The sequence below is a fragment of the Pseudomonas sp. GW822-FHT03F08 genome (assembly GCF_058801265.1).
This window is the reverse complement of sequence record NZ_JBXANC010000002.1, coordinates 547583-568547: the sequence shown is the minus strand read 5'-3', so window position 1 is coordinate 568547 and position 20965 is coordinate 547583. Positions and strand designations below refer to the sequence as shown.

Annotated in this window: 17 protein-coding genes; 5 read left to right on the top strand and 12 right to left on the bottom strand. The window is 60.5% G+C overall.

What is annotated here, in order from left to right:
• Window positions 1–20: 20 nt before the first annotated feature.
• A complete protein-coding gene (locus AC1RME_RS06370) occupies window positions 21–992 on the top strand; it encodes a metallophosphoesterase family protein (RefSeq protein ID WP_096821441.1) in 972 nt (323 codons plus the stop codon).
• 14 nt (window positions 993–1006) lie between these two features.
• The gene (locus AC1RME_RS06365; RefSeq protein ID WP_096821440.1) at window positions 1007–1315 is read left to right on the top strand and encodes a cupredoxin domain-containing protein; all 309 of its coding nucleotides are present in this window, start codon (window positions 1007–1009) and stop codon (window positions 1313–1315) included.
• A 44-nt stretch (window positions 1316–1359) separates the two neighbouring features.
• Here AC1RME_RS06365 and AC1RME_RS06360 read toward each other — a convergent pair whose 3' ends face one another.
• The 12 genes from AC1RME_RS06360 to AC1RME_RS06305 form a co-directional block, all read right to left on the bottom strand.
• On the bottom strand, window positions 1360–2409 hold the full coding sequence (locus tag AC1RME_RS06360; protein WP_493090791.1) for a hypothetical protein: 1050 nt from the start codon (window positions 2407–2409) through the stop codon (window positions 1360–1362).
• A 30-nt stretch (window positions 2410–2439) separates the two neighbouring features.
• On the bottom strand, window positions 2440–4257 hold the full coding sequence (locus AC1RME_RS06355) for a hypothetical protein (protein WP_096821438.1): 1818 nt from the start codon (window positions 4255–4257) through the stop codon (window positions 2440–2442).
• 3 nt (window positions 4258–4260) lie between these two features.
• Window positions 4261–5553, bottom strand: coding sequence for a hypothetical protein (locus tag AC1RME_RS06350; RefSeq protein ID WP_096821437.1), 1293 nt, complete (start codon window positions 5551–5553; stop codon window positions 4261–4263).
• 19 nt (window positions 5554–5572) lie between these two features.
• Window positions 5573–6493: a hypothetical protein gene (locus AC1RME_RS06345; protein ID WP_096821436.1), complete on the bottom strand. Its 921-nt coding sequence runs from the start codon at window positions 6491–6493 to the stop codon at window positions 5573–5575.
• A gap of 76 nt (window positions 6494–6569) precedes the next feature.
• Window positions 6570–8939 (bottom strand): hypothetical protein, encoded by a 2370-nt coding sequence (locus tag AC1RME_RS06340; protein WP_493070986.1) that lies wholly within the window; start codon window positions 8937–8939, stop codon window positions 6570–6572.
• Between the two features lie 10 nt (window positions 8940–8949).
• Entirely contained in the window at window positions 8950–10092 is a 1143-nt protein-coding gene (locus tag AC1RME_RS06335; protein WP_096821434.1) for a hypothetical protein, read from the bottom strand.
• Complete coding sequence (locus AC1RME_RS06330; protein WP_096821433.1) at window positions 10071–11516, bottom strand: alkaline phosphatase family protein; 1446 nt, start codon at window positions 11514–11516, stop codon at window positions 10071–10073. The genes AC1RME_RS06335 and AC1RME_RS06330 overlap by 22 nt, the downstream gene beginning before the upstream one ends.
• Window positions 11506–12738 (bottom strand): metabolite traffic protein EboE, encoded by a 1233-nt coding sequence (eboE, locus tag AC1RME_RS06325; protein ID WP_096821432.1) that lies wholly within the window; start codon window positions 12736–12738, stop codon window positions 11506–11508. The genes AC1RME_RS06330 and eboE overlap by 11 nt, the downstream gene beginning before the upstream one ends.
• Window positions 12735–13619, bottom strand: a complete 885-nt coding sequence (locus AC1RME_RS06320) for a TatD family hydrolase (RefSeq protein ID WP_096821431.1) — start codon at window positions 13617–13619, stop codon at window positions 12735–12737. The genes eboE and AC1RME_RS06320 overlap by 4 nt, the downstream gene beginning before the upstream one ends.
• Before the next feature lie 36 nt (window positions 13620–13655).
• Window positions 13656–14411 carry an EboA domain-containing protein gene (locus AC1RME_RS06315; protein ID WP_096821430.1) on the bottom strand — a complete coding sequence of 252 codons (756 nt, stop codon included), beginning with the start codon at window positions 14409–14411 and terminating at the stop codon, window positions 13656–13658.
• Window positions 14408–15298 carry a UbiA family prenyltransferase gene (locus AC1RME_RS06310; protein ID WP_096821429.1) on the bottom strand — a complete coding sequence of 297 codons (891 nt, stop codon included), beginning with the start codon at window positions 15296–15298 and terminating at the stop codon, window positions 14408–14410. Before AC1RME_RS06310 ends, AC1RME_RS06315 begins: the two co-directional genes overlap by 4 nt.
• Window positions 15295–17169, bottom strand: coding sequence for a 3-dehydroquinate synthase (locus AC1RME_RS06305; RefSeq protein WP_096821428.1), 1875 nt, complete (start codon window positions 17167–17169; stop codon window positions 15295–15297). The genes AC1RME_RS06310 and AC1RME_RS06305 overlap by 4 nt, the downstream gene beginning before the upstream one ends.
• A 636-nt stretch (window positions 17170–17805) precedes the next feature.
• Between AC1RME_RS06305 and AC1RME_RS06300 the strand changes: the two genes are divergently transcribed.
• From AC1RME_RS06300 to AC1RME_RS06290, 3 genes are read left to right on the top strand one after another with little or no spacing between them, the layout of a single operon-like run.
• Window positions 17806–18978 carry an acyl-CoA dehydrogenase family protein gene (locus AC1RME_RS06300; protein ID WP_096821427.1) on the top strand — a complete coding sequence of 391 codons (1173 nt, stop codon included), beginning with the start codon at window positions 17806–17808 and terminating at the stop codon, window positions 18976–18978.
• Entirely contained in the window at window positions 18975–20168 is a 1194-nt protein-coding gene (locus tag AC1RME_RS06295) for an acyl-CoA dehydrogenase family protein (protein WP_096821426.1), read from the top strand. Before AC1RME_RS06300 ends, AC1RME_RS06295 begins: the two co-directional genes overlap by 4 nt.
• A gap of 14 nt (window positions 20169–20182) precedes the next feature.
• Window positions 20183–20965, top strand: coding sequence for an SDR family oxidoreductase (locus AC1RME_RS06290; RefSeq protein ID WP_096821425.1), 783 nt, complete (start codon window positions 20183–20185; stop codon window positions 20963–20965).

Sequence of the window (20965 nt, the reverse complement as noted above, 5' to 3'; positions counted from 1 at the left end):
CCGCCAGCGAGGACATCCCCATGGACAATCAAGCAAAACATCCACTGCGCACCGACGGCCTGCTGCACAACCCTGACCGGCGAACGCTGCTCAAATGCTCGGCGTGGGCCGGGGCCGGCGTCCTCTGGGCATTGAGCGGCGGCATTCCCAGAGCGTTTGCGATGGATGAGGCGGGTAACGTCACCGACCCCAAGGCGTTGGCCAGCACCTTTCATTTCGTGCAGATCAGCGATTCGCACATCGGCTTCAACAAGGAAGCCAATCCGGAGCCGGTGAAAACGCTGCAAGTGGCGATCGACAAGGTCATCGCACTGCCGAAACGGCCGTCGCTGATCCTGCACACCGGCGACATCACGCACCTGTCCAAGGCCGAGGAGTTCGATACGGCGGCGCAGGTGCTCAAAGGCCTGCCGTCCACCGTGCATTACATCCCCGGTGAACACGACACCCTCGACGAGGGCGGCGGCAAGCTCTATCTGGAACGTTACGGCAAAGGCACCAAAGGCAACGGCTGGTACAGCTTCGATGACCATGGCGTGCATTTCATCGCGCTGGTCAATGTCTTCAACTTCCAGGCCGGCCATGAAGCCACGCTCGGCGCCGATCAACTGGCGTGGCTGGCTGATGATCTGCGCGCGGTTTCGACCAGTACGCCCGTCGTCGTGTTCACCCACATTCCGCTGTGGACGATCTATCAGCCATGGGGCTGGGGCACCGAGGATGGCGATCAGGCGATTGCGATGTTGCGCAAATACGGCTCGGTGACGGTGTTGAACGGCCACATCCATCAGGTCATCCAGAAGGTCGAAGGCAACATCACCTTCCACACCGCCCGTGGCACGGCGTATCCGCAACCGGCACCGGGCGCAGCGCCGTCTCCGGGGCCGATGACCGTGGCAGCCGATCAGTTGCGCAACTATCTGGGGATCACCGATGTGCGTGCGACACAAGGCGATCATCCGCTGGCACTGATCGATTCGACACTGGTCTAGGGGAGGGCAGCCAGATGAAAACGCGATTTTTGGCGGTGGTGTGCCTGATGCTGTCGATGTCGGCGTGGGCGCAGGAGGTGAAAGTCGATATCAAGGAGTTCATGTTCGGCCCCAAGGATCTGACCGTGGCCGTGGGCACCAAGGTGACGTGGGTGAATGACGATCAGATCCCGCATACGGTGGCAGAGACCCACAAGGTGTTTCGCTCGGGGGCGCTGGACACCAATGACAGCTTTTCCTGGGTGTTCAACACGCCGGGCGAGTTCGAGTATTTCTGCGTACTGCATCCGCAGATGATCGGGAAGATTGTGGTGACTCAATAAACAGAGGGCGCGGCTTCAATGAGGCCGCGCCCTTTTTTCTGTTTTCAGAGCTGCACCCGACGCAGCCTGCCGCTCAACGCAACCACCTTGTTATCCGGCGTGGGCAGCGGGCGCCCCGTCAAACCCATGCCTTCGCTCACCAGTACCGCATCCTGCACCAGGCACAGGTTGGACGGGGTATCCAGGTCCCGGGCGAGCACGGTCACTTCGCTCGTTTGCAGGTTGCAGCTCAACAGTCGCCCGCTGAATCGAGTGAAGCCGCCATGCAGCGGTTCGCCGTTCCAGTCAGGCGGCAAAGGTTGTTGAAAACGACTGCAAAGCTCCAGCACCAAGACGTTTCCTTGCGGACACAGCGCGAGTCCGGTAGGCAGTTGCAGGCCGCGAATCAGCACTTCGATCCGGCCGGTGTCGGGCCAGACCCGGATCACCTGGCCGGCCTGATCATCAAAGTCGATGCCTTTGCGGCTCGGATCGCTTTGCAGCTCTCCGGAGAACAGGCTGATCAGCACGGCGTCCGTCGCCGGTTCGTGCACCAGCGTGACGGGGACGGCTTCCTGGCCCATGTCCAGATCGGGCAACTGGACCAATACCTGTTCCTCCTCGCCGGTGCTGAATTCCACCAGTTGATTGGTATCGGGTTTGACCGCCAGCCAACTGCGGCGGGTCGGGTGATAACACAGCGCATTCAGATTGCCCCGGCTGTGAAACAGCGGCTCGGGCGGGGTGTATTGCAGGTCCAGCAGTTTCGAACCCTCGACATAGTCGGTCTGGCTGACCAGGCAGCGCCCGTCACCGCAGGCGATGTCCGACAGCCCCATGATTTCATCGCGCAGCATGCGGGCCTGCATGTTCATGGCGCGGAAACCTTGCGCCAGTGTTTCAGGGGCGAGATACGCGCCGGGCTTGAGCGGGTCCGGTCGCAGTCGGCTGATGCGGCCGCTGAATGTCTGGTCCGGCAGGCCTGAACCGGCTTCGACCAGCAGCAGACTGCCATCGGCTTGCACGCAGGCGCCGCGTGGGTTCAGCAGACCCTCGGCAATGATCGTGCTGGGGCGCAGCGTCTCGCGGGGGCGCGCAGGAATATGAACAGTCATAGGTTTCTCTCCATGGGCTGATGGACGCGATTACTGCGGCGGTTGCCACGGTTCACCCGTGAGATAGGCTCGCAGCAGTGCCCGCTGACAGGGCGACATCGACCGCACCACCGGCATGAACAGCGTGGTGCCTTTGTAGGCATCCGAGGTCCGCACGAGGATCGGGTTCTTCGCGCCCATGATCGCGTCGGGCTGGTTCAGCGGGATGTAGCGAGACATGGCCGGGAATGCCAGGTAGTGAAAGCGCAGGACGTTCGGATACATCAGTTGCCAGGTGATGGTGGTACCCCTGGGGATGCCGAAGTCGGTCTGGGCGTATTTGCGGAAGTTGGTGAAATACGTGCCGCTTTCCTGACCGTTGACGGTGTAGGTCAGGGCGACGAAACCGGCGAAGGGAGCTGCTGCGGGTTTAACGTTGACGGAGAAAGTGACGGCCAATTGACCGGGGCTCACCGTCAACGCCGGGGGGAAATAAAGGAAGTCGCAGTACCGCTGTTGCGTGTAATACGGTCCCGAGGGCGCGGCTGTGAGATCGATTTCAGTTGTCCTGGTCACCGCAGCACCCAGATACCGGACCTGCAGCGTAATCGACAGGCCCTGTGGGTAGTCCTCGGTATAAACGCTGCGTTGATCGGCATAGATCCGATAGACAGACTCCGTGGCCTGCAACGTAGTCCCGGCGACCGTGCCGGGGGCGTTGATGGCCAGCGCTGAGGATCTGACCGCAGACTGCTGAGTTGTATTGAGAGGCACATCGACAATGCCGCCATACACGTAATAGTCGAACAGGGGACTGCTGGTCGGATCGAGTGTAGTCAGAGTGGTATCGCCGGCTGCCAGAGTGACAGGACCGTAATTCCCGTTAGGTCCGATAGGGCTGGTGATGTCATCCCTGACGACTCTGAACGTCTCTTTCGGAATGATGTTGACCATGTCGACGCTCAGCATTGCCGGGCTGCTCAGGTCTGCGTAGCCGGTGCCGCCAGTGTCCTGATTGACAATCTGACGGCCCGCCTGACAGTTCAGCGGCTCATTGGCGAACGCCGGAGCCAATGTGCCGATGACCCGGCCAATGCTCGGGTTCGGGGTGTCTCTGCCGGCGGCATAATCGGCTTGCAGCTGAGGCGTGGTCATCGTCGGGCACATTTCGAACATCACGAAGCGCAGGACGATACCGGTGGCACCCGGTGCCTGGATGATCGATCGCAAACCGCTGCTGTTCTGGTTCCAGCTGACAATACTGCTCAGAGGAAAGGTCAGCTGGAAGGTGCCACTGATACGGCAAGAGCCGGGTGAATCCATCTCACTCGGCCGTGGCTGCAGCACCCGCATGCCGAGATCCAGACTGCTGCAAACCGTATTGGCGCGAATCAGCAATTGGATGTTGTTACTGCCACCGATTTGCAGACCACCGACAAATATCTGGGTGGTGGTGGTCGAGGTGGGGTCGAGATCCACCATCATCGGGCCCGATACCGGCCCTTGTCCGGTCACCGGGTCCACAGAACCCAGCAGATAGACCGGCTGGCCCACCATATCCCCGGTGGTACTGACGCTGCCGGGGCTGCCCTGGGAACTGATCAGCGCGTTTTGCATGTCGACGACATGCTGCCCGTAATGATTCCAGCCGCCGGCGGTGTAGTAGTCGCCCGTGGGCGCATTGATCATGTTGTTCAACTGATCGTCGGTGTAAGACTGGGCCCCCGCTGCGAGGGTCGAGGTGGTCAGGTCGAAGATCGGCCAGTTGTCATCGCCGTTATAAGGAATGGTGGGTGAATTGTTTGGCAGGCTGACATCCGTGCGGATACCACCCCAGAAATTCAGTCGCGGGCCATTGAGGATGCTCATGATTTATTTCCCGTCCTTGATGGTTTTGCCGAGCGGCGAATTGGCGAATTTGAACAGATAGGAGTAATCGGACTTGTAAGGACTCTTGACTGGTGTCGCCATGGAGTGACAGTTCATGCAGCTGCTGTTGGGCTGGATGTAGCTTTCCATGGTCACGTTGGCCGACAGTGCCGGCGTCGGCTGACCCAGCGGGTTGCCGGGGTTGTCAGGCATCAGCGGGCGCTGGGTGGTGATGAGCTGGTAGTACTTCAACACGCTTTTTTGCAACCCCGGGTCGGCCTGGTAACTGGCGTTGATCTGGTTGGTGATGTCGGCGATCGGGGTGACCCGGTTCAGCGGATTCGGGGTCTGGAACGTGGTGCCGGGTTTGGGCACGCAGACCTGGTGCGGGCCCTGAGTCTGCCAGTCGCACGGCGACTGGTTGAGCGTCGCGGCGGGCGCAGCAGCGTTGAAGTAGGAATAGGCCGTGCCAGACGCGGGCTGATCGACCCACTGACCGTTCACCTGCACCTTCGGCGGAACGTTATCGACCTGTTCGAAGGTCGACCAGATCCACTGCGGATAACCGTTCGCCTTGGTGATGATGTGCAGACCCACCAACCCCAGAAACGCCTCGCTGACCCCGATCTTCTCGCCTTGGTCATTGAACCTGGCCACGCGCGCGATCATGGTCAGGTAACGGCGGGCGTTGTCACGAGGCGTGAGAATGCGCCAGCTCGATTTGATCTCGATGACGCCCCAGGGGAATTGGATGTTGTTGGCTTTGGAAACGACGTCGGCGTTATAGAAGTTGTTGCCCACGATGTAGTTGTACGAAGTCTCGTTGGCCGAGATGTCGTAGTAGGTCGGGTTCCGGGCCTGATCGATCAACCAGCCGCCGACCGCCTGATCGACGGCGTTCACCTGAGCGCTGTTTTTCAACGAGGCGATGTTGATGATGTTGAAGCTTTTTGCGATTTGCGGGGAATTCCACGGCCCCGGATTGCGGGCGTTCGGCAGAAAGATTTCACCAACGGTCTTGTAGGTCTGCCAGACGGTGTAGCCGGCCGCACCGGGCTGTTTGGTGCAGTCGGGATTGCCGCGCTGCCCGTTCTTTGCCGGCCAGCTCAAGGCGATGAACATCTGCCAGCTGTACTGATCGAACTGATCCTGTCCGGCCGTAGCGGCCGGTGCAGTACTGGGCGGCTGGCAGTTCAACTGGCTGGCCTGCGTCGATGTCATGGCTTGTTCCCTGGCCAGCACCGGCAGGCTGGCCAGACCCAGCAATATCACGGAATAACGGAATGTGGTTTTCATGGCGATCCTTCGTCGTTGATCACGGTTTACGCTGCATGAGTTTGTTCCACTGCGCCTTGTGGCCATTGCTCTGCGATTCCGGTGGCTCGAACAACTGGCAGGGCGGCGGGTTCGACGGGCACATGGCGGCGACCTGCGCCCAGGTTTTTGCCGGGTCCGGTTTGGCGATGTGAAAGTCGGTGTAGTTCTGGCTGACGATCGGCGCGTTGGCGACGCTGCTATCGCCGGAAAAGAAGAACGATTGCGGTGGCCGATAGGGCGGTTGTCCCGACATTTTTTTGTAGAAGGCATAGCCGAACAGGATCGGACCTTGTGGCGAATCGAGATCCAGGGCGTAAGCCTGCACGCTGCCGTTGAGGTTTTTGCTGCGCTCGGCGCTGTAAGGCAGGTGTTCGATGAAGTCCTGCCGTGGCGGATGATTCATCGGAGAGAACATGCAGCAGGCCGGCATGTCTTTCGGGCGGTCTTGCGGGTAGGTCAGGAAGTACGCCTTGTTGCCCAGGGACACGAACGAGCAGGTGTAGTTGTTGTTCTTGATCGGGAAGATCGGCAAACAGTATTTCTCGTAGTGCTCCATCATCGCGCCGAAGCCGTCGCCATCCGGCGGGATGTACGTTGTGTCGTAGTAGCTGGTTCCGCGAGAGACGGTGTAGTCCGCAGGCGTCAGGGTCGAAGGTGGGTTGCTGTAGGGTGGCGGGTTCTTTTCGTAGTTGTGCATCACCCGGTACATGGTCCAGTTGCTGATCCAGAACGCCGGGAAGAACGGATCGGAGGGCTCGCCGGGAAGACGCGTGGCGATGCAGTTGCCATTCTGCTCATTACACCCTTCGGTGTTGTGCACCCCCATGGTGAAGTACACGGCGCCGGTGTCCTGGGCAAATACAGGCGGACTGAACAGCAGGATCAGCAGCAACAGACGATTCAAGAGGCTGACTTTCATGGGTCACTCCTTGGCAAAGCGCACGGCGGGAGCGAACTCCCGCAGTGGCTCATCTTTCCTGATTGAGCAGCGTGGGTCAGAGGTTGTCGTAATCACTCATATGGAGTGGCATGGGCGGGAAGTTGCGCTTGACCAGTTTCTGCGCCCACAACTCCAGCACGGCGCGCCGGCTTTGCGACAGGTCGCGGGTGATGGGCATCGCGAGGGTGCTTTCTTCCTGGTACTCCTTGCTGATCAGCCGGATCAACTGATCGACAGCGCCTTCCACCCGCGTGCGGGAGTTGAGCGGCATGAACTTGTTCATGATCGGGTACAGGTAGTAGAAGGTCTTGAGCACCCTTGGGTAGATGAAGTCATCCCAGATCGCTTCGGGCGCATTCTTGTCCTTGTAGATGTCGTTCCAGTAATTGACGAAGTCCTGTTGCAACTGCATGTCCAGAGGCAGGACACGTAGTGGGGTGAGGAAGTCGATCTGAGCCTTGTTGAGCGCGAAGCTGAACGGGATGACCGGGTCGCTTGTGCCTTCCTTGACGATGAAGCGCAGCGTAGGGAAACCCGGAGCCAGAGCCTTGAAACTCACCTGGGCGATGCCGTTGGCGTCGGTGGTGGTGGCGACGTAGGAGTACTCCACCGTCTGATCGTTATCCAGCGTTCCACTGACGTAGACGCCGGCGTCGAACTCCAGGCAAGGGGTCAGGGGGACCGTGATCGGTTTGCTCGGTCCATTCATGAATGACTGATAACTGACCGGAACGCCCACCGGTTTGTCTTTGGTTTCCAGATTGACCAGTCGACGACCGCTGCCGGTGGCCAGGTAGTTCGCTACAGGCGCCGCGCCCTTGAACTGTGGCAGGTGGGCGGTGTTTTTGTTGCGGTCTGCGTTGTCGTAGAACAGCGTGAAGTCGGGGTTGTTTCTGAACGTCAGGTAATAGTCGCTGGTGGTCACGTTGTAAGGGTTGCCGTATTCCACCACCCAGAGCGTGGTGTTGGCGGCCGGTTGACCATTTTTCTGCACCATGATGTTCAGCGTCTTGCGATCGTTCACGTCGACGAAGGTGCCGCTTTCTACCACCTCGGCGGTCCAGACTTGCTGAACGGCGGCCTTCACGGATCCTGTCGAGTTCTGTTGCTGCAACTCCAGCGGACCGGATTGCAAGGTGGCCGTTTGCGTGGCGTTGAGAGGGATATCCAGCAGGCCCGAGCGCTTGTCGAATGCCGACTGTTGGTACTGATCGAAACCGATGTCGACCACCGGCACGAAATTCCCGTTCTGCGATACGCCCAGCTTATAGTCGCCGGCCTGGAACTTCTCGGCAGTCAGGACATCGGCGTTCTTGTCCAGCGGATAGAACGGAAACGTGTTCGCCAGATCCAGCGACAGCGTGTTGTTGGTGATCTGCGCCGATGTCACACCCAGATTGGTGCTTGTCGGCTGAGACATGCCGGGGCGAGTGACCATGATCTTCTGGTCGGTGACCAGGCGCGGGCCGGCGGGCGCCGTGGGGTATTCGTGGTCGAACCACAGACCCAGGGTCGCTACGGTACGGTTGTAGGCGGGGTTGAAGAAAATATCGGAAACGTTGTCCAGCCCCTTTTGATACATCGCTGTCATACGGGCCAGCGCCGATGGGTCATTGTTGCGGGTGTTGATGTACGGGAAGTCGTTGAACACACCGTTCCTGTCATAACAGGTGAGGTACGTGGCGAACCTGAACATCAGGCCCTGAGCGTTTTGAGCCTCCATCTGTTGCTGGAGATTGCTCAGCAGGACGGAATCGCCAATGACCCATTCCAGATTGTCCCGGGGAAAACAGGTCTGCCAGGTGGTGGTGACATACGCCAGACCGCCAAAGTCACCGGCCCAATTGAACGTCAGGAAGCGGTCGAGCATCCGGTATTGACGGTTCAGGGTCAGGCCACAGGTGGCATCCCCCAGCTGCAGCTTGTCGAAGTACAGCGCCGTGAAGGTGTTCTGCCACGGGCTGATATCGACGAAGCGGGCGGCCGTCGGGCTCTGACTGCCAAAGGGATTGCCGAGCAGCTGGAAGTCCCTGCCGACCAGCGCGTCCTGAGCAATGTAGGTGTTGGCCTGCAACTCGCCGCCAATAATGGTCGAGCGGGTACTCTGGTAACTCACCGTCCCGCAGGCGTTGTCGCCAAACAGGTCCCATTCGGCGGGTATGAACGGGAAGGTGTTTGGGCTTCCGTTGGTCGGAACCTGCTGCACATAGGGCGGCAGATCATTCTGCTGCACGGGTGAAATGATCCAGGGCATCAGGGTGGTGGGCGCGTTCTCCTGCGTGATGTCGTAGTAGCTGGTAAACGGCCAGTTGATATCCATCTTCACCGCGTCATAGAGCGGCAGCACATCGTTGTTGTTGGCCGTCGGCGGGTTCCAGAACATATGGCCGTTGAGGTAGATGCGGGGGAAGTTCAATACGCTCATGTCATGCTCCTTAGCGTTGCCACTGGGCGCGTTTCAGCGACCAGACAAAGTCCAGTTTTTTGTAGCCTGCGAAGTCGGAGGCCGGCAGCGGAGTGGTCGGGTAGACGATGCCGCCACCTTGCTTGAGGGCGAAATTGAAGTAGCCCTTGTCGTTCGAGTAGGCGGCGGTGCCATGGCAAGCCAGGCAGGACGAGGTGTTCTGGAACGCTGACTCCAGCTGCGAGTTGGCCAGCACTTGAGTGACGGGCTGGTACTCGACCCCGATCAATTCGTACTTCGACAGCGTCGGGTTGCTGGCCTGGAAGCTGACGTTCACCGGTTTGGCGGCCGGGGTCGGCCCGGTGGTGTTGGTCATCGGCGTCGGTGTCGGCGCGTTGGTCACGGTGTATTTGCTGTTGTTGATGTTTTCGAAGGTGGTCCAGACCCAGTTGTCATCCAGTTTGTTGACCACGTGCAGCCCGCTCAACGCCGCATAACCGACCTGATAGGTGCCGTCGTCCTTCTGGAAGTAGGCCTGGCCAATGTAGTAACCGTCGTTGGCCAGGGTTTGGCGATAGGTCGTGTCCGAACCGATCCAGAGCCACGCCGCCTTCAACTCCCACGAGGTGGCCGGGAAGTCCAGGTTATCCGGCAGCGCGGCCTGACCGTTCATGTTGTAGACCTGACGCTGCACGATGTAATCGAAGGTGTCCTGACCCATCAGCAGTTGAAAACGCACCGGGTTGCCTTTCTGAGACGCGGGTACGGCACCGCCCATGTGCAGCGCCAGGCCATCGACCTGTTGCGTGGCATTGATGTTGTGGAAGGTCCGGTTCAGGTCCATCCCCAGCGTTCGGGCCTGTGTTATCACCTCGGTCGGAGGCGGCACGGGACTGGCGTAGGCGCCGGGCGCAGCGCCATCGGGCAGGTAAACCTGGTCCGAAGGCTTCATGGTTTCCCACACCCGGTTGCTGGCCTGGGTGGGGCTGAATTGGTTCAGACAGACGAACCAGTTCCAGGCCATGGTCTCGGGGTTCTTTTCGAACGCTGCTTTGGTCGTGGGGATGTCATTCCCAAACTTCAGGAACTGGCTGCAATCGAAAGGGGTGGTGTCCTGTGCCTGAGCCAAACCGGCCAGTGCACTGAGAACAGTTATAGAAATGGCTCGCCGCATGGAAGCTCCTTGGCATTGGCCGAGTGGGTGTATGAGTGCCCCAGAAAATGCTGAAGGAGCAGTTGTTTCACTGCCGTTGCCGCAAGGGTTTGCGGCAATGGCAGATCGCAATTGGTGATGAGCAGCGGGCCGGTTTCCTCGCGCTCGGGCAGGCGACCGTGACTGCCACGGACCAGTCCGGTGTCCAGTGGAATCAGGTCCATGTAGTAGCGAAAGCCGAGCTTCTTCTGCAGCAGGCGCCGCGCCACTTTCAATTTCGGGAAACGAATGGCCGGGTCGATGAACAGTTCCAGCGGGTCGTAGCCCGGCTTGCGGTGGATGTCGACGGTGCGGGCAAAGTCGGGCGCCTTGCGATCATCGAACCAGTAGTAGTAATCGAACCAGTAACCGGCTGCGGCCACGGCCACCAGCTCGCCGCTGCGCGGGTGATCCAGCTGAAACGCCCGCTGTTCGGCCTTGTCCAGCACCTGCTCGATACCGGGCTGGCGCTGCAACAGCGCTTTGACGCGGGGGATGTCCTGGGCCCGTTTCACGTAGACATGCGCGATTTGATGATCGGCCACGGCAAAGGCTGCGCTGGCGCCGGGGTCGAGCAATTCCCAGGTCAGCGATTGGCGCACCTCCAGCAAACCTTCCGAACGCAACAGGCGGTTGATCGAAACCGATTGATTGACCGCTTCGATCCCGTATTCCGACAGCAGCATCACCGCCGCGCCCTGTTCCTCGGCGAAGGTCAGTAGACGACCGACTTCCTGGTCGATGGCCCGAACCTCGTCGGCAATCGACGGATGATCGGGCCCGACACGCTGAAGGCTGTAATCGAGGTGCGGCAGGTAGATCAATTGCAGGTCGGGCTGATCAATCTGAAATTCGGCAATGGCGCAATCGACGATCCAGCGGCTCGATGCAATGCCCGCCGCCGGGCCCCAGAAACCCGGAAAGGGAAACTCGCCAATCTGCCGTTCGATCGTTTCGTGCAACGAAGCCGGTGACGAATACAGACCGAACATCTTGCGGCCATCGGCCGGGTAGTGAGGGCGCGGGGTGATAGCGGCATCCACGTCCGCGTACATGTTGAACCACCAGAACAACTGGCTGCAGCGAAACCCTGGCAACTCGCGCTTGAGCGTCTCCCAGACCTTTTCACCCTGGATCAGCGCGTTGGGTTGCAGCCAGAAACGCACTTCGGCCTGATCGCGAAAATACCAGCCATTGCCGACGATGCCGTGCTCGGACGGTGGACGCCCGGTAAGGATCGAAGCCTGCACCGACGACGTGACGGCCGGAAACACCGGTTGCAGGCTGGCCATTTTGGCGGTTTTCAGCAGGGCATTGATGTGCGGCGTCGCGTCACCCAGCAGCGATGGCGTCAGCCCGACCACATTGATCAGCAGCAGCGGTTGACGTGCATGATCAGAGCGCATCGGCGTACGCCTCCTGCGCTTGTGGTTGCAGCAATTGCCGTTGCCGCAACTGGTCCTCGACCCATTTCAGCTCTGCGGCAATTCCTTGAAGCTGGGCGGACTCTGTCGTCGGCCGCAGTTGCGCGGGCAGGACGCCCCAACTGTAGGTTTCCACTTCCAGCACCGGCCTGAAATCCTCATGGCTGGCGAGAAAATCGAAGGTCTGCGACAGGGCGATCTGGCTGCCGCTCAGTTCGGGCAACAACAGCTGTTCGCTGAACAACGGGATATGGAAATGAATCCTCAGCTCGGGGTATCGCTGCGGGTGTTTGGCGCATTCGACGAGGGCCGCGGGCAGATCCGCCCAGGCCTGCAGCTGACCCAGTGCATCGCGCGCCTTCACTTGATGCAGGTAGGTGGTTTCGCAGAAGTCGCTCAAGGTCTTGAGGATCTGTTCGCGGCGTTTGTCGTCATCGCAAGGCAGACGACAGATCAAGGCGTTGGACAGCTGGATCTTGCCAATGGGCACCCGCGCCTGACGCAGCTTTTCCAGCGACTGATAGCAGTCTTCGAACATCACCGCCTGGTGGCAGACATCAAAACACAGCGCCAGATAGGCATGGTTCGGGTCCGTGGTTTGCCAGCGGCGGAAGAAGGCGATGGCCTGGTCAGTGGTTTCCAGCACGCAGTCCGGTTCCATTTCCAGGCAGAACACGATCTTCTTGCCGGTCTCCCGATGCAGCTGGGCCAGTGAAGCCGTGAGTTCGCGAAGTTGATACTCGGCCCGTTGTTGCAGCGTCGGGCTCCAACTGGCGGCATAGCCCAGCGGCACGCTGGAAATCACGCCCTGATGACAATCCGGCGGCAAGGCCTGCGCGAGGATGTGCGCCAGATTGAGGCTGTACGCCAGGCGTTTCGGCTCGGCCCAGCTCGGCAGGTAGACCTCGGCTTTCACTGCACGGTCATGAAACTGACCGTAGGGAAACCCGTTCAGCGACGTCAGCCGCAGCCCGCTGTGTTGCAGCAGGCTGAGGAACGCCGAACGCGCCGCTTTCTGCTGCAACTTGGACTCGGCGAGGGCGCTGATCCACAGCCCGCTGTCCTGCGTCGGCAGCCCGCGCAGGGTCCGCACGCCCTGAAAGTGCTGCTCGATCGAAGACTGCAACCCGGCCAAGTCGCGGGTCGGGTGCACATTGCTGCAATAGCCGATCTGCCCGGGCGTCCAGCCCATGCCGGCATTCATTTGATCACCGGTTCCTGGCCCCGCAGGGCGGAGTTTTCCTGCCACTGCCGACGCTGATCGATGGGCAGCGGGGTGCTGATCAGGGTTTTGTCCAGTTGACCGCTCTGGGCGAAAAAATCCACCGGGTTGTGGAACAGCACTTGCTCGACCTGAGCCTCGCTGAAGCCGGCCGCCAACATCGCCTGACCGGTTTTCGGCACTTTGAGCGGGTCGCTGATGCCCCAGTCGGCGGCGCTGTTGACCACCATTTTTTCGGTGCCGTACTGCTGGAGCAGGGCGACCATGCGCTGTTCCGACATTTTGGTGTTGGGGTAGATCGAGTGGCCGCGCCAGCAGTCGCTGTCCAGTACCAACGGCAGGGTCAGTTCATTGAGGTGGTCGATGATCACCAGGTTCTCATTGATCCCCACCTCGCGAATCACTGCCAACGTCCGTTTGGTGCCGCCGATCTTGTCGCGGTGCGGCGTGTGCACCAGCACCGGCAGGTTGAACTGTCTGGCCAGTTCCAGTTGCGCGGCGAGAAAGCGGTCTTCCTCGGGCGTGATGTCGTCGTAGCCGATTTCGCCTACCGCCACCACGCCGTCCTTCACCAGATACCGCGGCAGAATCTCCAGCACCTCATTGGCCACCGACAAGTCATTGGCCTCCTTGGGATTGAGGCCGATGGTGCAGAAATGATGGATGCCGAACATGCTGGCGCGAAAGCGCTCCCAGCCCAACAGGGTGTCGAAGTAATCGATGAAGCTGCCGACGCTGGTCCTGGCCTGGCCCTGCCAGAAGGCCGGTTCGATCACTCCGGTGATGCCGGCCGCGGCCATGTTCTGGTAGTCGTCGGTGGTGCGGCTGACCATATGAATATGCGGATCAAAGTACTTGGGCATGGTGAATCCTCGTCAAGGGAAAGGAATCGTTGGGCATCAGTTCAGATGGCTGCGCCATTCCGGCGGCAAGCGTTGCTGTTGGTTCAGGTCGGCCAGTCGCTGGTGTTGCGCCTGGCTGAGCTGGTCGAAGGCAATCGCCAGGGGCAATCCGGTGGACACGGTTCGATCAGCGGCGAGCTGTTCTTCCAGCAGGTCGAGGGCCAATTGATTGAGGGTGACGCTGCGTCGCTGCGGCAGGCCGATCAGGCGTCGGACATCGAGCCCCATGCCCAGCGCTTTCAGCACCAGTTGGTGGAAGGCCCGTTCCGGGTAATGACGCGACGGGTAAAGGGTGTCGAGGGCGAGGGCGGCAAACACCTGGCTGTTGCTGGTACGTCCGGCCTGCAACGCCAGTTCGACGCACACCCCGTGGCTGTCGAGCCAGTCGAAGGCTTTGAGGGTGGCGATCTTTTCCTGATCGTCGCCCCAGAGAAAAAGCTGGCGCAGCAAGGACAATTGTCCGCCCTCAGAGGACAGTTCAAGGACCTGCGCCAGCAACAACGCGCGAGCCAGTTGGATCAGGCTCCAGTGGTTGTCGGGCAGTGCACGGTCACGCAGATGCCGCTTGCACTGGCCGCTCAAGAGCGCCGCAGTATTGGCGTCCGGCTGCCGGGCCAGTTGCGCCTGTGCCTGACGCCACCAGTGCAGCTCGGTGTCATCGAGTTGCCGGGTCAAGACCTGAAGGTGTTCGGCGAGGCAATCGTGGCGCATGCCGAGGGCCGCCGTTGGCGGCGCAGTGACGTCCATGTTCATGTCGGTTTGATCCAGCGCTGAAAGTGTGGGAGCAGGAAAAACACCAGGACACACAGCAGGCTGCCCAACGGCTGGTTGGCCACGGCCATCACCAACGCATCGAACAGTGGCAGCGCTGCCAGGCCGGCGCCGATAAAAGCGCGGACCTTTCGATGCTGCGGGTTGGCCAAGTTTCGCCAGTAGTGCCAGCCCAGCCAGCCGAGCCAGAGCAGCAGCACCGGCCAGAACCACAGGTTGTCGGAGTAGATCGCCAACGCGAGCGGGCTCAGCATCAGGATCAGGGGCAAGCGACTGAGCAACTCATTGTTGTGCTCATTGCGGGCCAGATAGGTCAGCCCGGTGATGTAGACACCCAGCAAGATCGCACAGAGCCAGATCGGCTCCGGTGGCACCGCCAGACTGGCCGCCGCCGTGAGGTACAGCGCCGAGCGGCAGGCGCCCATCAACCAGACGCTGTGGGCGTATTTTTTGTGCAGCACGTTGTAGCCGATGATGCAGCCCACCAAGAGGGTGATGCTGGCCAGCAACCAATGCGGCTGATCGATCAATTGGCTCAGGCCCAGCACCGAGGCGGCCGCCAGTGTCAGCAACAACACGGTGGCGAGGCGCACTTGCTGGCGGCTCACCAGACCCAGGGTGATGGGCCGGGGATTGTGGTGTTGCTGGTCCCAGTCGGCGTCCAGCAGATCGTTGAGCAACATGCCGGCCAGATACAGCAGCGACAGGGTGAACAGCAGCAGAATCCACACCAGCCACGAGGGCGGCGCCAGGGCACCGGCGCTGCTGGCCAACAGGGCGGCGGCCAGGGTGTTGGTCCACACCGTGGGCAGGTTGGAGACACGGCCAAGCGTCAACCAGGTTTTGAGGCTTTGCGGGGTCTGGCTCATTTCGCAAAGCCCTCGCTCAGGTCGAGAGCCGGAGCGATGCGGGCGGACAACTTCTGCAGCGCCTGTTCCATTTGCGCGTCGTCGATTTCATGCAGGTCCACCGACTGGCCGATTCCGCTGAGCATCGGGATCGAGAGTTGTCCGCCGAGGTGTTGGCGGAACTCCTCCAGCCCGAGCAACACGGGTGAGCGACCTTGCGCATCTTTGAGGGTCAGTTCCGGCGGGCACAGGTTGAAACCGAGCTTGGTCAACAGACTCATCACCCGCTCACTGTCGACATCGCTCAACAGCCCGAGGGCATTGGCGTAGAGCCCGTCGAGGGCCATGCCCACCGCGACCGCTTCGCCATGGCGCAACCGGTGATGGCTGAGGTTTTCCAGTTTGTGCGCGGCCCAGTGCCCGTAATCCAGAGGCCGCCCGTTGCCGCGCTCAAAGGGATCGCCGGCGCCGGTGATGTGCGCCAGGTGCAGTTCGGCGCAGCGGCGAATCGCATAACGGCTGGCCGGGTGATCGAAGCGGGCGAGGGCGTCGGCCTGTTGCTCCATCCATTCGAAGAACGCCTGGTCCTTGATCAGCGCGACTTTTACCGCCTCGGCCAGCCCGGCGATCTGGTCGCGGCGGGTCAGGCTGGTCAACAACTGGAAGTCATTGATCACGGCCGTGGCAGGGTAGAAGGCCCCGAGCAGATTTTTCTGGCCGAAGGCATTGATGCCGTTTTTCACCCCGATGCCGGCGTCGTTCTGGGCCAGCACGGTGCTTGGCACGCGGATCAGCCGGATGCCACGGTGGAAGGTAGCGCAGGCGTAGCCCACGGAATCCAGTACCGCACCGCCGCCAAGGGCCAGGACATAACAATGCCGGTCCAGTCCATGTTTCAGCATGTCAGTGTAGAGCTGCTGCAACACCTGTGAATCCTTGCTCAGCTCCCCGGCTGGAACGGCAATCGGCGGCGCCTGCAAATGCAGGTCCGCGGCATGCGCGGCAAAGTAACTATCGATCTGTTCCAGCAGTTGCGGAGCGCTTTTCAGCAGTTGTTCATCGGCGAACACCATCACCGTCACCCGGCCGTTTTGCCGGGCGGTGAGTTGTTGATGCAGACAAGGGTTGAGCGGATCGAACAGGTGATCGGTGAACACCACCGGGTAGTCGTAACTGACCTCGAAACGCCCGCGCAGTGCTTGCTCGGCGCCGCGTTTGCGCAAGGTCTTGAACAGGCTGTAGCCGGCGATGAAAAGCCCCGGCAACACCATGCTGGCGAGGATGGTCACCAGCAGCGCGTTCTCTTCGACGAGGAACGTGCCGATGGCGCTGTAGGCCAGTGCCAGACCGGCGTTGGCCAGGGTAGTCACCAGCAGAAACGCCCGTAGCGGATAGCGTTGCATGCCGGCCGCCACCACAGAGGTTTCAGCCAATACCGGCACGCCGCGCAGGCAGATCAACGACAGCGTACCCAGCCGATACGCCAGTTGCCCAGGCTTGCGCTGATGCAGACCGAGGCGGCTGGACAGCATACGGAAATAACCGGCCCCCAATGCATAACCCAACCCGGCACCCAGACACAGGCCAATGAAAATCACCAGATAACCGCCGACACTGCCCAGCATGGCCACGGCCAGAAGCGCGACCACGCTGGAAGGTACGGGCAGCACAACGTCCAGCGCCAACAGGGCGATCAGCAAAAGCGCCAGGTTGAGTTGCTGGGTGGGGGAAGACGGAAGGTACAGGTCGAGATGAGTGAGGAAGTCCTGGATCTGCTGTTCGAACAACACGAAGCTGGCGATCACAAGACCCGCAAAGCAAAACAGTGACAGCCAAAAATGTTCGGCTGGCGCCTTTTTCGAGAGCGCACGATACCAACGGCTGTGCTTCATCAAGCATCCCTCTTGAATGGTTATGACTGAGTTCCGTTCAGCAACTAAAGCAGAGTCTGAATTATTTCAGGGGAATGAAATCTCCGGCCAGGTAGGCTGTTTTTATTGTTCAGTTGATCGTGCCTTTGAAGATATTCATGAACCTAGACGGTTGTTGTGGTTTTGCAAGTCGATTGAGAGAGGGGCTTTTTCAGGAGGTGTTTAGTGGGTGTTGGCGTGTGGCAGGGTGTCAGCCGTTATTCGAAAAGTTCTCCAATCTATTCAAGGCGATGAGAAATTTTATTGATGTAGTTTAAATATTGTTTTTTCAGCGTAATGAGAAACTGTTTCAACTGGTTTGATTAGCAAGCTACTTAGGTGATGGCTATGTGGCATTATTTTTTGTTATTTGAGTTATTGCGGCCGGCTATAAGTGTTCTCGATAGTTGAGCGATTTGCTGGGTTAGTTATCTTTAAGCTTGTAAGTACACACTGAAAGAAAGATCCGAATGAAAGCCGATTTGTTCAAATCTTTCGACAACCTCCATTCGGACTAGGCAAGCCTGACGATTCTGTCGCGCATCGCCCGGACCAGACTCGCTACTCAAAGGAGCACCACTTCACGGGTGCTCCGCCAGACGAGTAGAAGGCGCCGCGATGGAGTTTGCATTCAGCGACGAACAGGAAATGATCCGTGAATCGGCCGAAAGTTTTCTGGCAGATGTCTCGGATTCTGCCGCCGTGCGCGCGGCGATGGTCAGTGAACGGGGTTTCGACGAGGCGCTGTGGCAGCGTCTGTGCAGCGAGATGTACTGGCCCGCGATTCATATTCCCGAAGCCTATGGCGGTCTGGGGCTCGGTTTTGTTGAGTTGGGGATTCTGCTGGAACAGATGGGCCGGCGCTTGCTGTGTTCCCCTTTCTTTGCAACTGCCTGCATGGCTACTCCGGCGCTGATGCTGGCCGCTGACGATCAACAAAAGCAGCGCTGGCTGCCGTTGATTGCCGATGGCAGCGTCACTGCCGCATTGGCATTCAGCAGTGCCAACGGCCGGGCCGCCGAAGACGTGCAGGCCACGGTGGTGAAGGAGGGCGACGGTTTTGTGCTCAACGGCACCTTCAATCACGTGCTCGACGGGCATGGCGCTGACCTGCTGATCATCGCTGCGCGGCTGCCCGGATCTGTTGGCGAGGAAGGCATCAGCCTGTTCGCTGTAGACGCCGATCAACCCGGGATCGACCGGCAGATGTTGCCGACCATGGACCAGACCCGCCGTCAGGCACGGATTCGACTCAACGGCGTGTACTTCGACGCTCAATGCCTGCTCGGCGAATTCGGCAAGGGCTGGCCGCACCTTGAGTGCGCACTGCAACTGGCCTGCATCGCCCTGGCCTGCGAACAGACCGGTGGCGCGCAACAGGTGCTGGATCTGAGCGTTGCCTACATGCAGGAGCGCCAGCAGTTCGGCCGACCGATCGCCAGTTTCCAAGCGCTCAAACACCGTGCCGCCGACATGATGCTGCAAGTGGAATGTGCGCGTTCGGCCAGTTATTACGCGGCCTGCGTCGCCCAGGAAGTGCTCGATCCCGAAGGCGATTCGCAGGTAGCCGGCGAGTTGCCGACGGCGGCTGCGCTGGCCAAGGCGCAGTGTTCGGACACCTTCTTTCACTGCGCCTCGGAAGCCATTCAATTACACGGCGGGGTCGGGTTCACCTGGGAATACGACGTGCACCTCTATTTCAAACGCGCCCGCGCCAGCGAGAGTTTTCTCGGGCTGCCGGCCTGGCATCTGGAGCGTATCGCCGAGGCGATTCTGGGGGAGCAGCTATGAAAATCAGTTTCAGCGAACACGATGAACACTTCCGTCAGGAAGTGGCCGACTGGTTGCGCGTCAACCTCAGCGGTGAGTTCGAAGCCCTGCGTTTTCGTGGCGGCCCCGGCGATGAACACATGTTCCCCGAGGAGCGCAAAGCCTGGGAACGCAAACTCGCCGAGGGCGGCTGGACCTGCGTGGGCTGGGCCCCGGAGCACGGTGGCCGTGGCCTGTCGATCAGCCAGCAAGTGATTTTCCACGAAGAGTACGCCCGCGCTGGCGGCCCGGGACGCATGGGCCATATCGGCGAAGGCTTGGCCGGCCCGACCATCGCCGCTTTCGGCAGCGCCGAACAGCAACAGCGCTTTTTGCCGGGCATCGTCAGCGGCACGGCGTTCTGGTGCCAGGGTTATTCGGAACCGGGCGCCGGGTCGGACCTCGCCAACGTCAAGACCCGGGCCACGCTGGATCAGGACGGCAGCAGCTGGATCATCAACGGGCAGAAAGTCTGGACTTCGCTGGCCCATGAATCGGACTGGTGCTTCGTGCTGGCCCGCACCGAGCCCGGCAGTGTCGGCCATCGCGGCCTGTCGTTCCTGCTGGTGCCGATGGCGCAGGCCGAAATCACGGTACGACCGATCGAGCAACTGACCGGCACCTCGGAATTCAATGAAGTGTTCTTCGACGACGCTCGTACTGATGCAGCGAACATCGTCGGCTTGCCCGGCGAGGGCTGGAAGATCGCCATGGCGCTGCTCGGTTTCGAGCGCGGGGTGTCGACACTCGGCCAGCAGATGCAGTTTCACAATGAGTTGAACGAGATCATCGGCATCGCCCGGGCCAATGGCGCCGCGCGCGATCCGGTCCTGCGCCAGCGTCTGGCCCAGGCCTGGAGCGGTCTGCGGATCATGCGCTACAACTCGCTGCGCATGCTGTCGGGGGCGCAGGACGGTTCGCTGCGCAAGGAAGCCACCATCTACAAGCTGTTCTGGTCTACGTGGCACGCCAGCCTCGGCAAGCTGGCGATGGACGTCCTCGGCGCCGACGCCGAACTGCTCGAAGCCGCGCCTTACCAGCTCACGCGTCTGCAATCGCTTTACCTGTTCAGCCGCGCCGACACCCTCTACGGCGGCAGCAACGAGATCCAGCGCAACATCATCGCCGAGCGTGCCCTGGGCATGCCCAAAGAGCCACGCCTTTCTGTGTGATCAAGGAGTTTTCCATGTCTGTTCCTCACTATGTTGCAGGCCACGGCCTGCTGCGTGGCAAGTCTGTACTGATCACCGCAGCGGCCGGCGCCGGTATCGGTTTTTCCGCCGCGCAGCGGGCTGCCGAGGAAGGCTGTCGCGCCTTGATGATCAGCGATATCCATGAAGGGCGTTTGACCGAGGCGGTGATGAAAATCCGCGAAGCCACCGGTCTGCAGCAGGTTTTCGGGCAAGTCTGCAACGTTGCCGATGAAGCCCAGGTGCAACAGTTGATTGCCTGCGCCGAGCGTGACCTTGAAGGCGTCGATGTGCTGATCAACAACGCCGGTCTCGGCGGTTCGGCGTTGCTGGTGGAGATGACCGATGAGCAGTGGAGCCGAGTCCTCGATGTGACGCTGACCGGCACCATGCGCATGACCCGCGCCATGCTGCCGAAGATGATGGAGCGCCGCGCCGGGGTCATCGTCAACAACGCGTCGGTGCTCGGCTGGCGAGCGCAGAAAGAGCAGGCGCACTACGCCGCTGCCAAGGCCGGAGTCATGGCGTTGACCCGCTGCGCAGCGGTCGAGGCCGCCGACTACGGGATCCGCATCAACGCGGTGAGCCCGAGCATTGCCTTGCACGATTTCCTGCGCAAATCCGCGCCGCAGGCCGTACTCGATCAACTGGCGGCCAACGAAGCCTTCGGCCGCGCCGCCGAAGTCTGGGAAGTGGCCAATGTGATGATGTTCCTGGCCAGCGACTACAGCTCCTACATGACCGGCGAAGTGTTGTCGGTCTCCAGCCAGAGGGCGTGA

Excerpts from the sequence above, each read along its gene's own strand:
- AC1RME_RS06370 (WP_096821441.1), top strand. The coding sequence starts at position 21 with ATGGACAATCAAGCAAAACATCCACTGCGCACCGACGGCCTGCTGCAC.
- AC1RME_RS06365 (WP_096821440.1), top strand. The coding sequence starts at position 1,007 with ATGAAAACGCGATTTTTGGCGGTGGTGTGCCTGATGCTGTCGATGTCG.
- AC1RME_RS06360 (WP_493090791.1), bottom strand. The coding sequence starts at position 2,409 with ATGACTGTTCATATTCCTGCGCGCCCCCGCGAGACGCTGCGCCCCAGC.
- AC1RME_RS06355 (WP_096821438.1), bottom strand. The coding sequence starts at position 4,257 with ATGAGCATCCTCAATGGCCCGCGACTGAATTTCTGGGGTGGTATCCGC.
- AC1RME_RS06350 (WP_096821437.1), bottom strand. The coding sequence starts at position 5,553 with ATGAAAACCACATTCCGTTATTCCGTGATATTGCTGGGTCTGGCCAGC.
- AC1RME_RS06345 (WP_096821436.1), bottom strand. The coding sequence starts at position 6,493 with ATGAAAGTCAGCCTCTTGAATCGTCTGTTGCTGCTGATCCTGCTGTTC.
- AC1RME_RS06340 (WP_493070986.1), bottom strand. The coding sequence starts at position 8,939 with ATGAGCGTATTGAACTTCCCCCGCATCTACCTCAACGGCCATATGTTC.
- AC1RME_RS06335 (WP_096821434.1), bottom strand. The coding sequence starts at position 10,092 with ATGCGGCGAGCCATTTCTATAACTGTTCTCAGTGCACTGGCCGGTTTG.
- AC1RME_RS06330 (WP_096821433.1), bottom strand. The coding sequence starts at position 11,516 with ATGCGCTCTGATCATGCACGTCAACCGCTGCTGCTGATCAATGTGGTC.
- eboE (WP_096821432.1), bottom strand. The coding sequence starts at position 12,738 with ATGAATGCCGGCATGGGCTGGACGCCCGGGCAGATCGGCTATTGCAGC.
- AC1RME_RS06320 (WP_096821431.1), bottom strand. The coding sequence starts at position 13,619 with ATGCCCAAGTACTTTGATCCGCATATTCATATGGTCAGCCGCACCACC.
- AC1RME_RS06315 (WP_096821430.1), bottom strand. The coding sequence starts at position 14,411 with ATGAACATGGACGTCACTGCGCCGCCAACGGCGGCCCTCGGCATGCGC.
- AC1RME_RS06310 (WP_096821429.1), bottom strand. The coding sequence starts at position 15,298 with ATGAGCCAGACCCCGCAAAGCCTCAAAACCTGGTTGACGCTTGGCCGT.
- AC1RME_RS06305 (WP_096821428.1), bottom strand. The coding sequence starts at position 17,169 with ATGAAGCACAGCCGTTGGTATCGTGCGCTCTCGAAAAAGGCGCCAGCC.
- AC1RME_RS06300 (WP_096821427.1), top strand. The coding sequence starts at position 17,806 with ATGGAGTTTGCATTCAGCGACGAACAGGAAATGATCCGTGAATCGGCC.
- AC1RME_RS06295 (WP_096821426.1), top strand. The coding sequence starts at position 18,975 with ATGAAAATCAGTTTCAGCGAACACGATGAACACTTCCGTCAGGAAGTG.
- AC1RME_RS06290 (WP_096821425.1), top strand. The coding sequence starts at position 20,183 with ATGTCTGTTCCTCACTATGTTGCAGGCCACGGCCTGCTGCGTGGCAAG.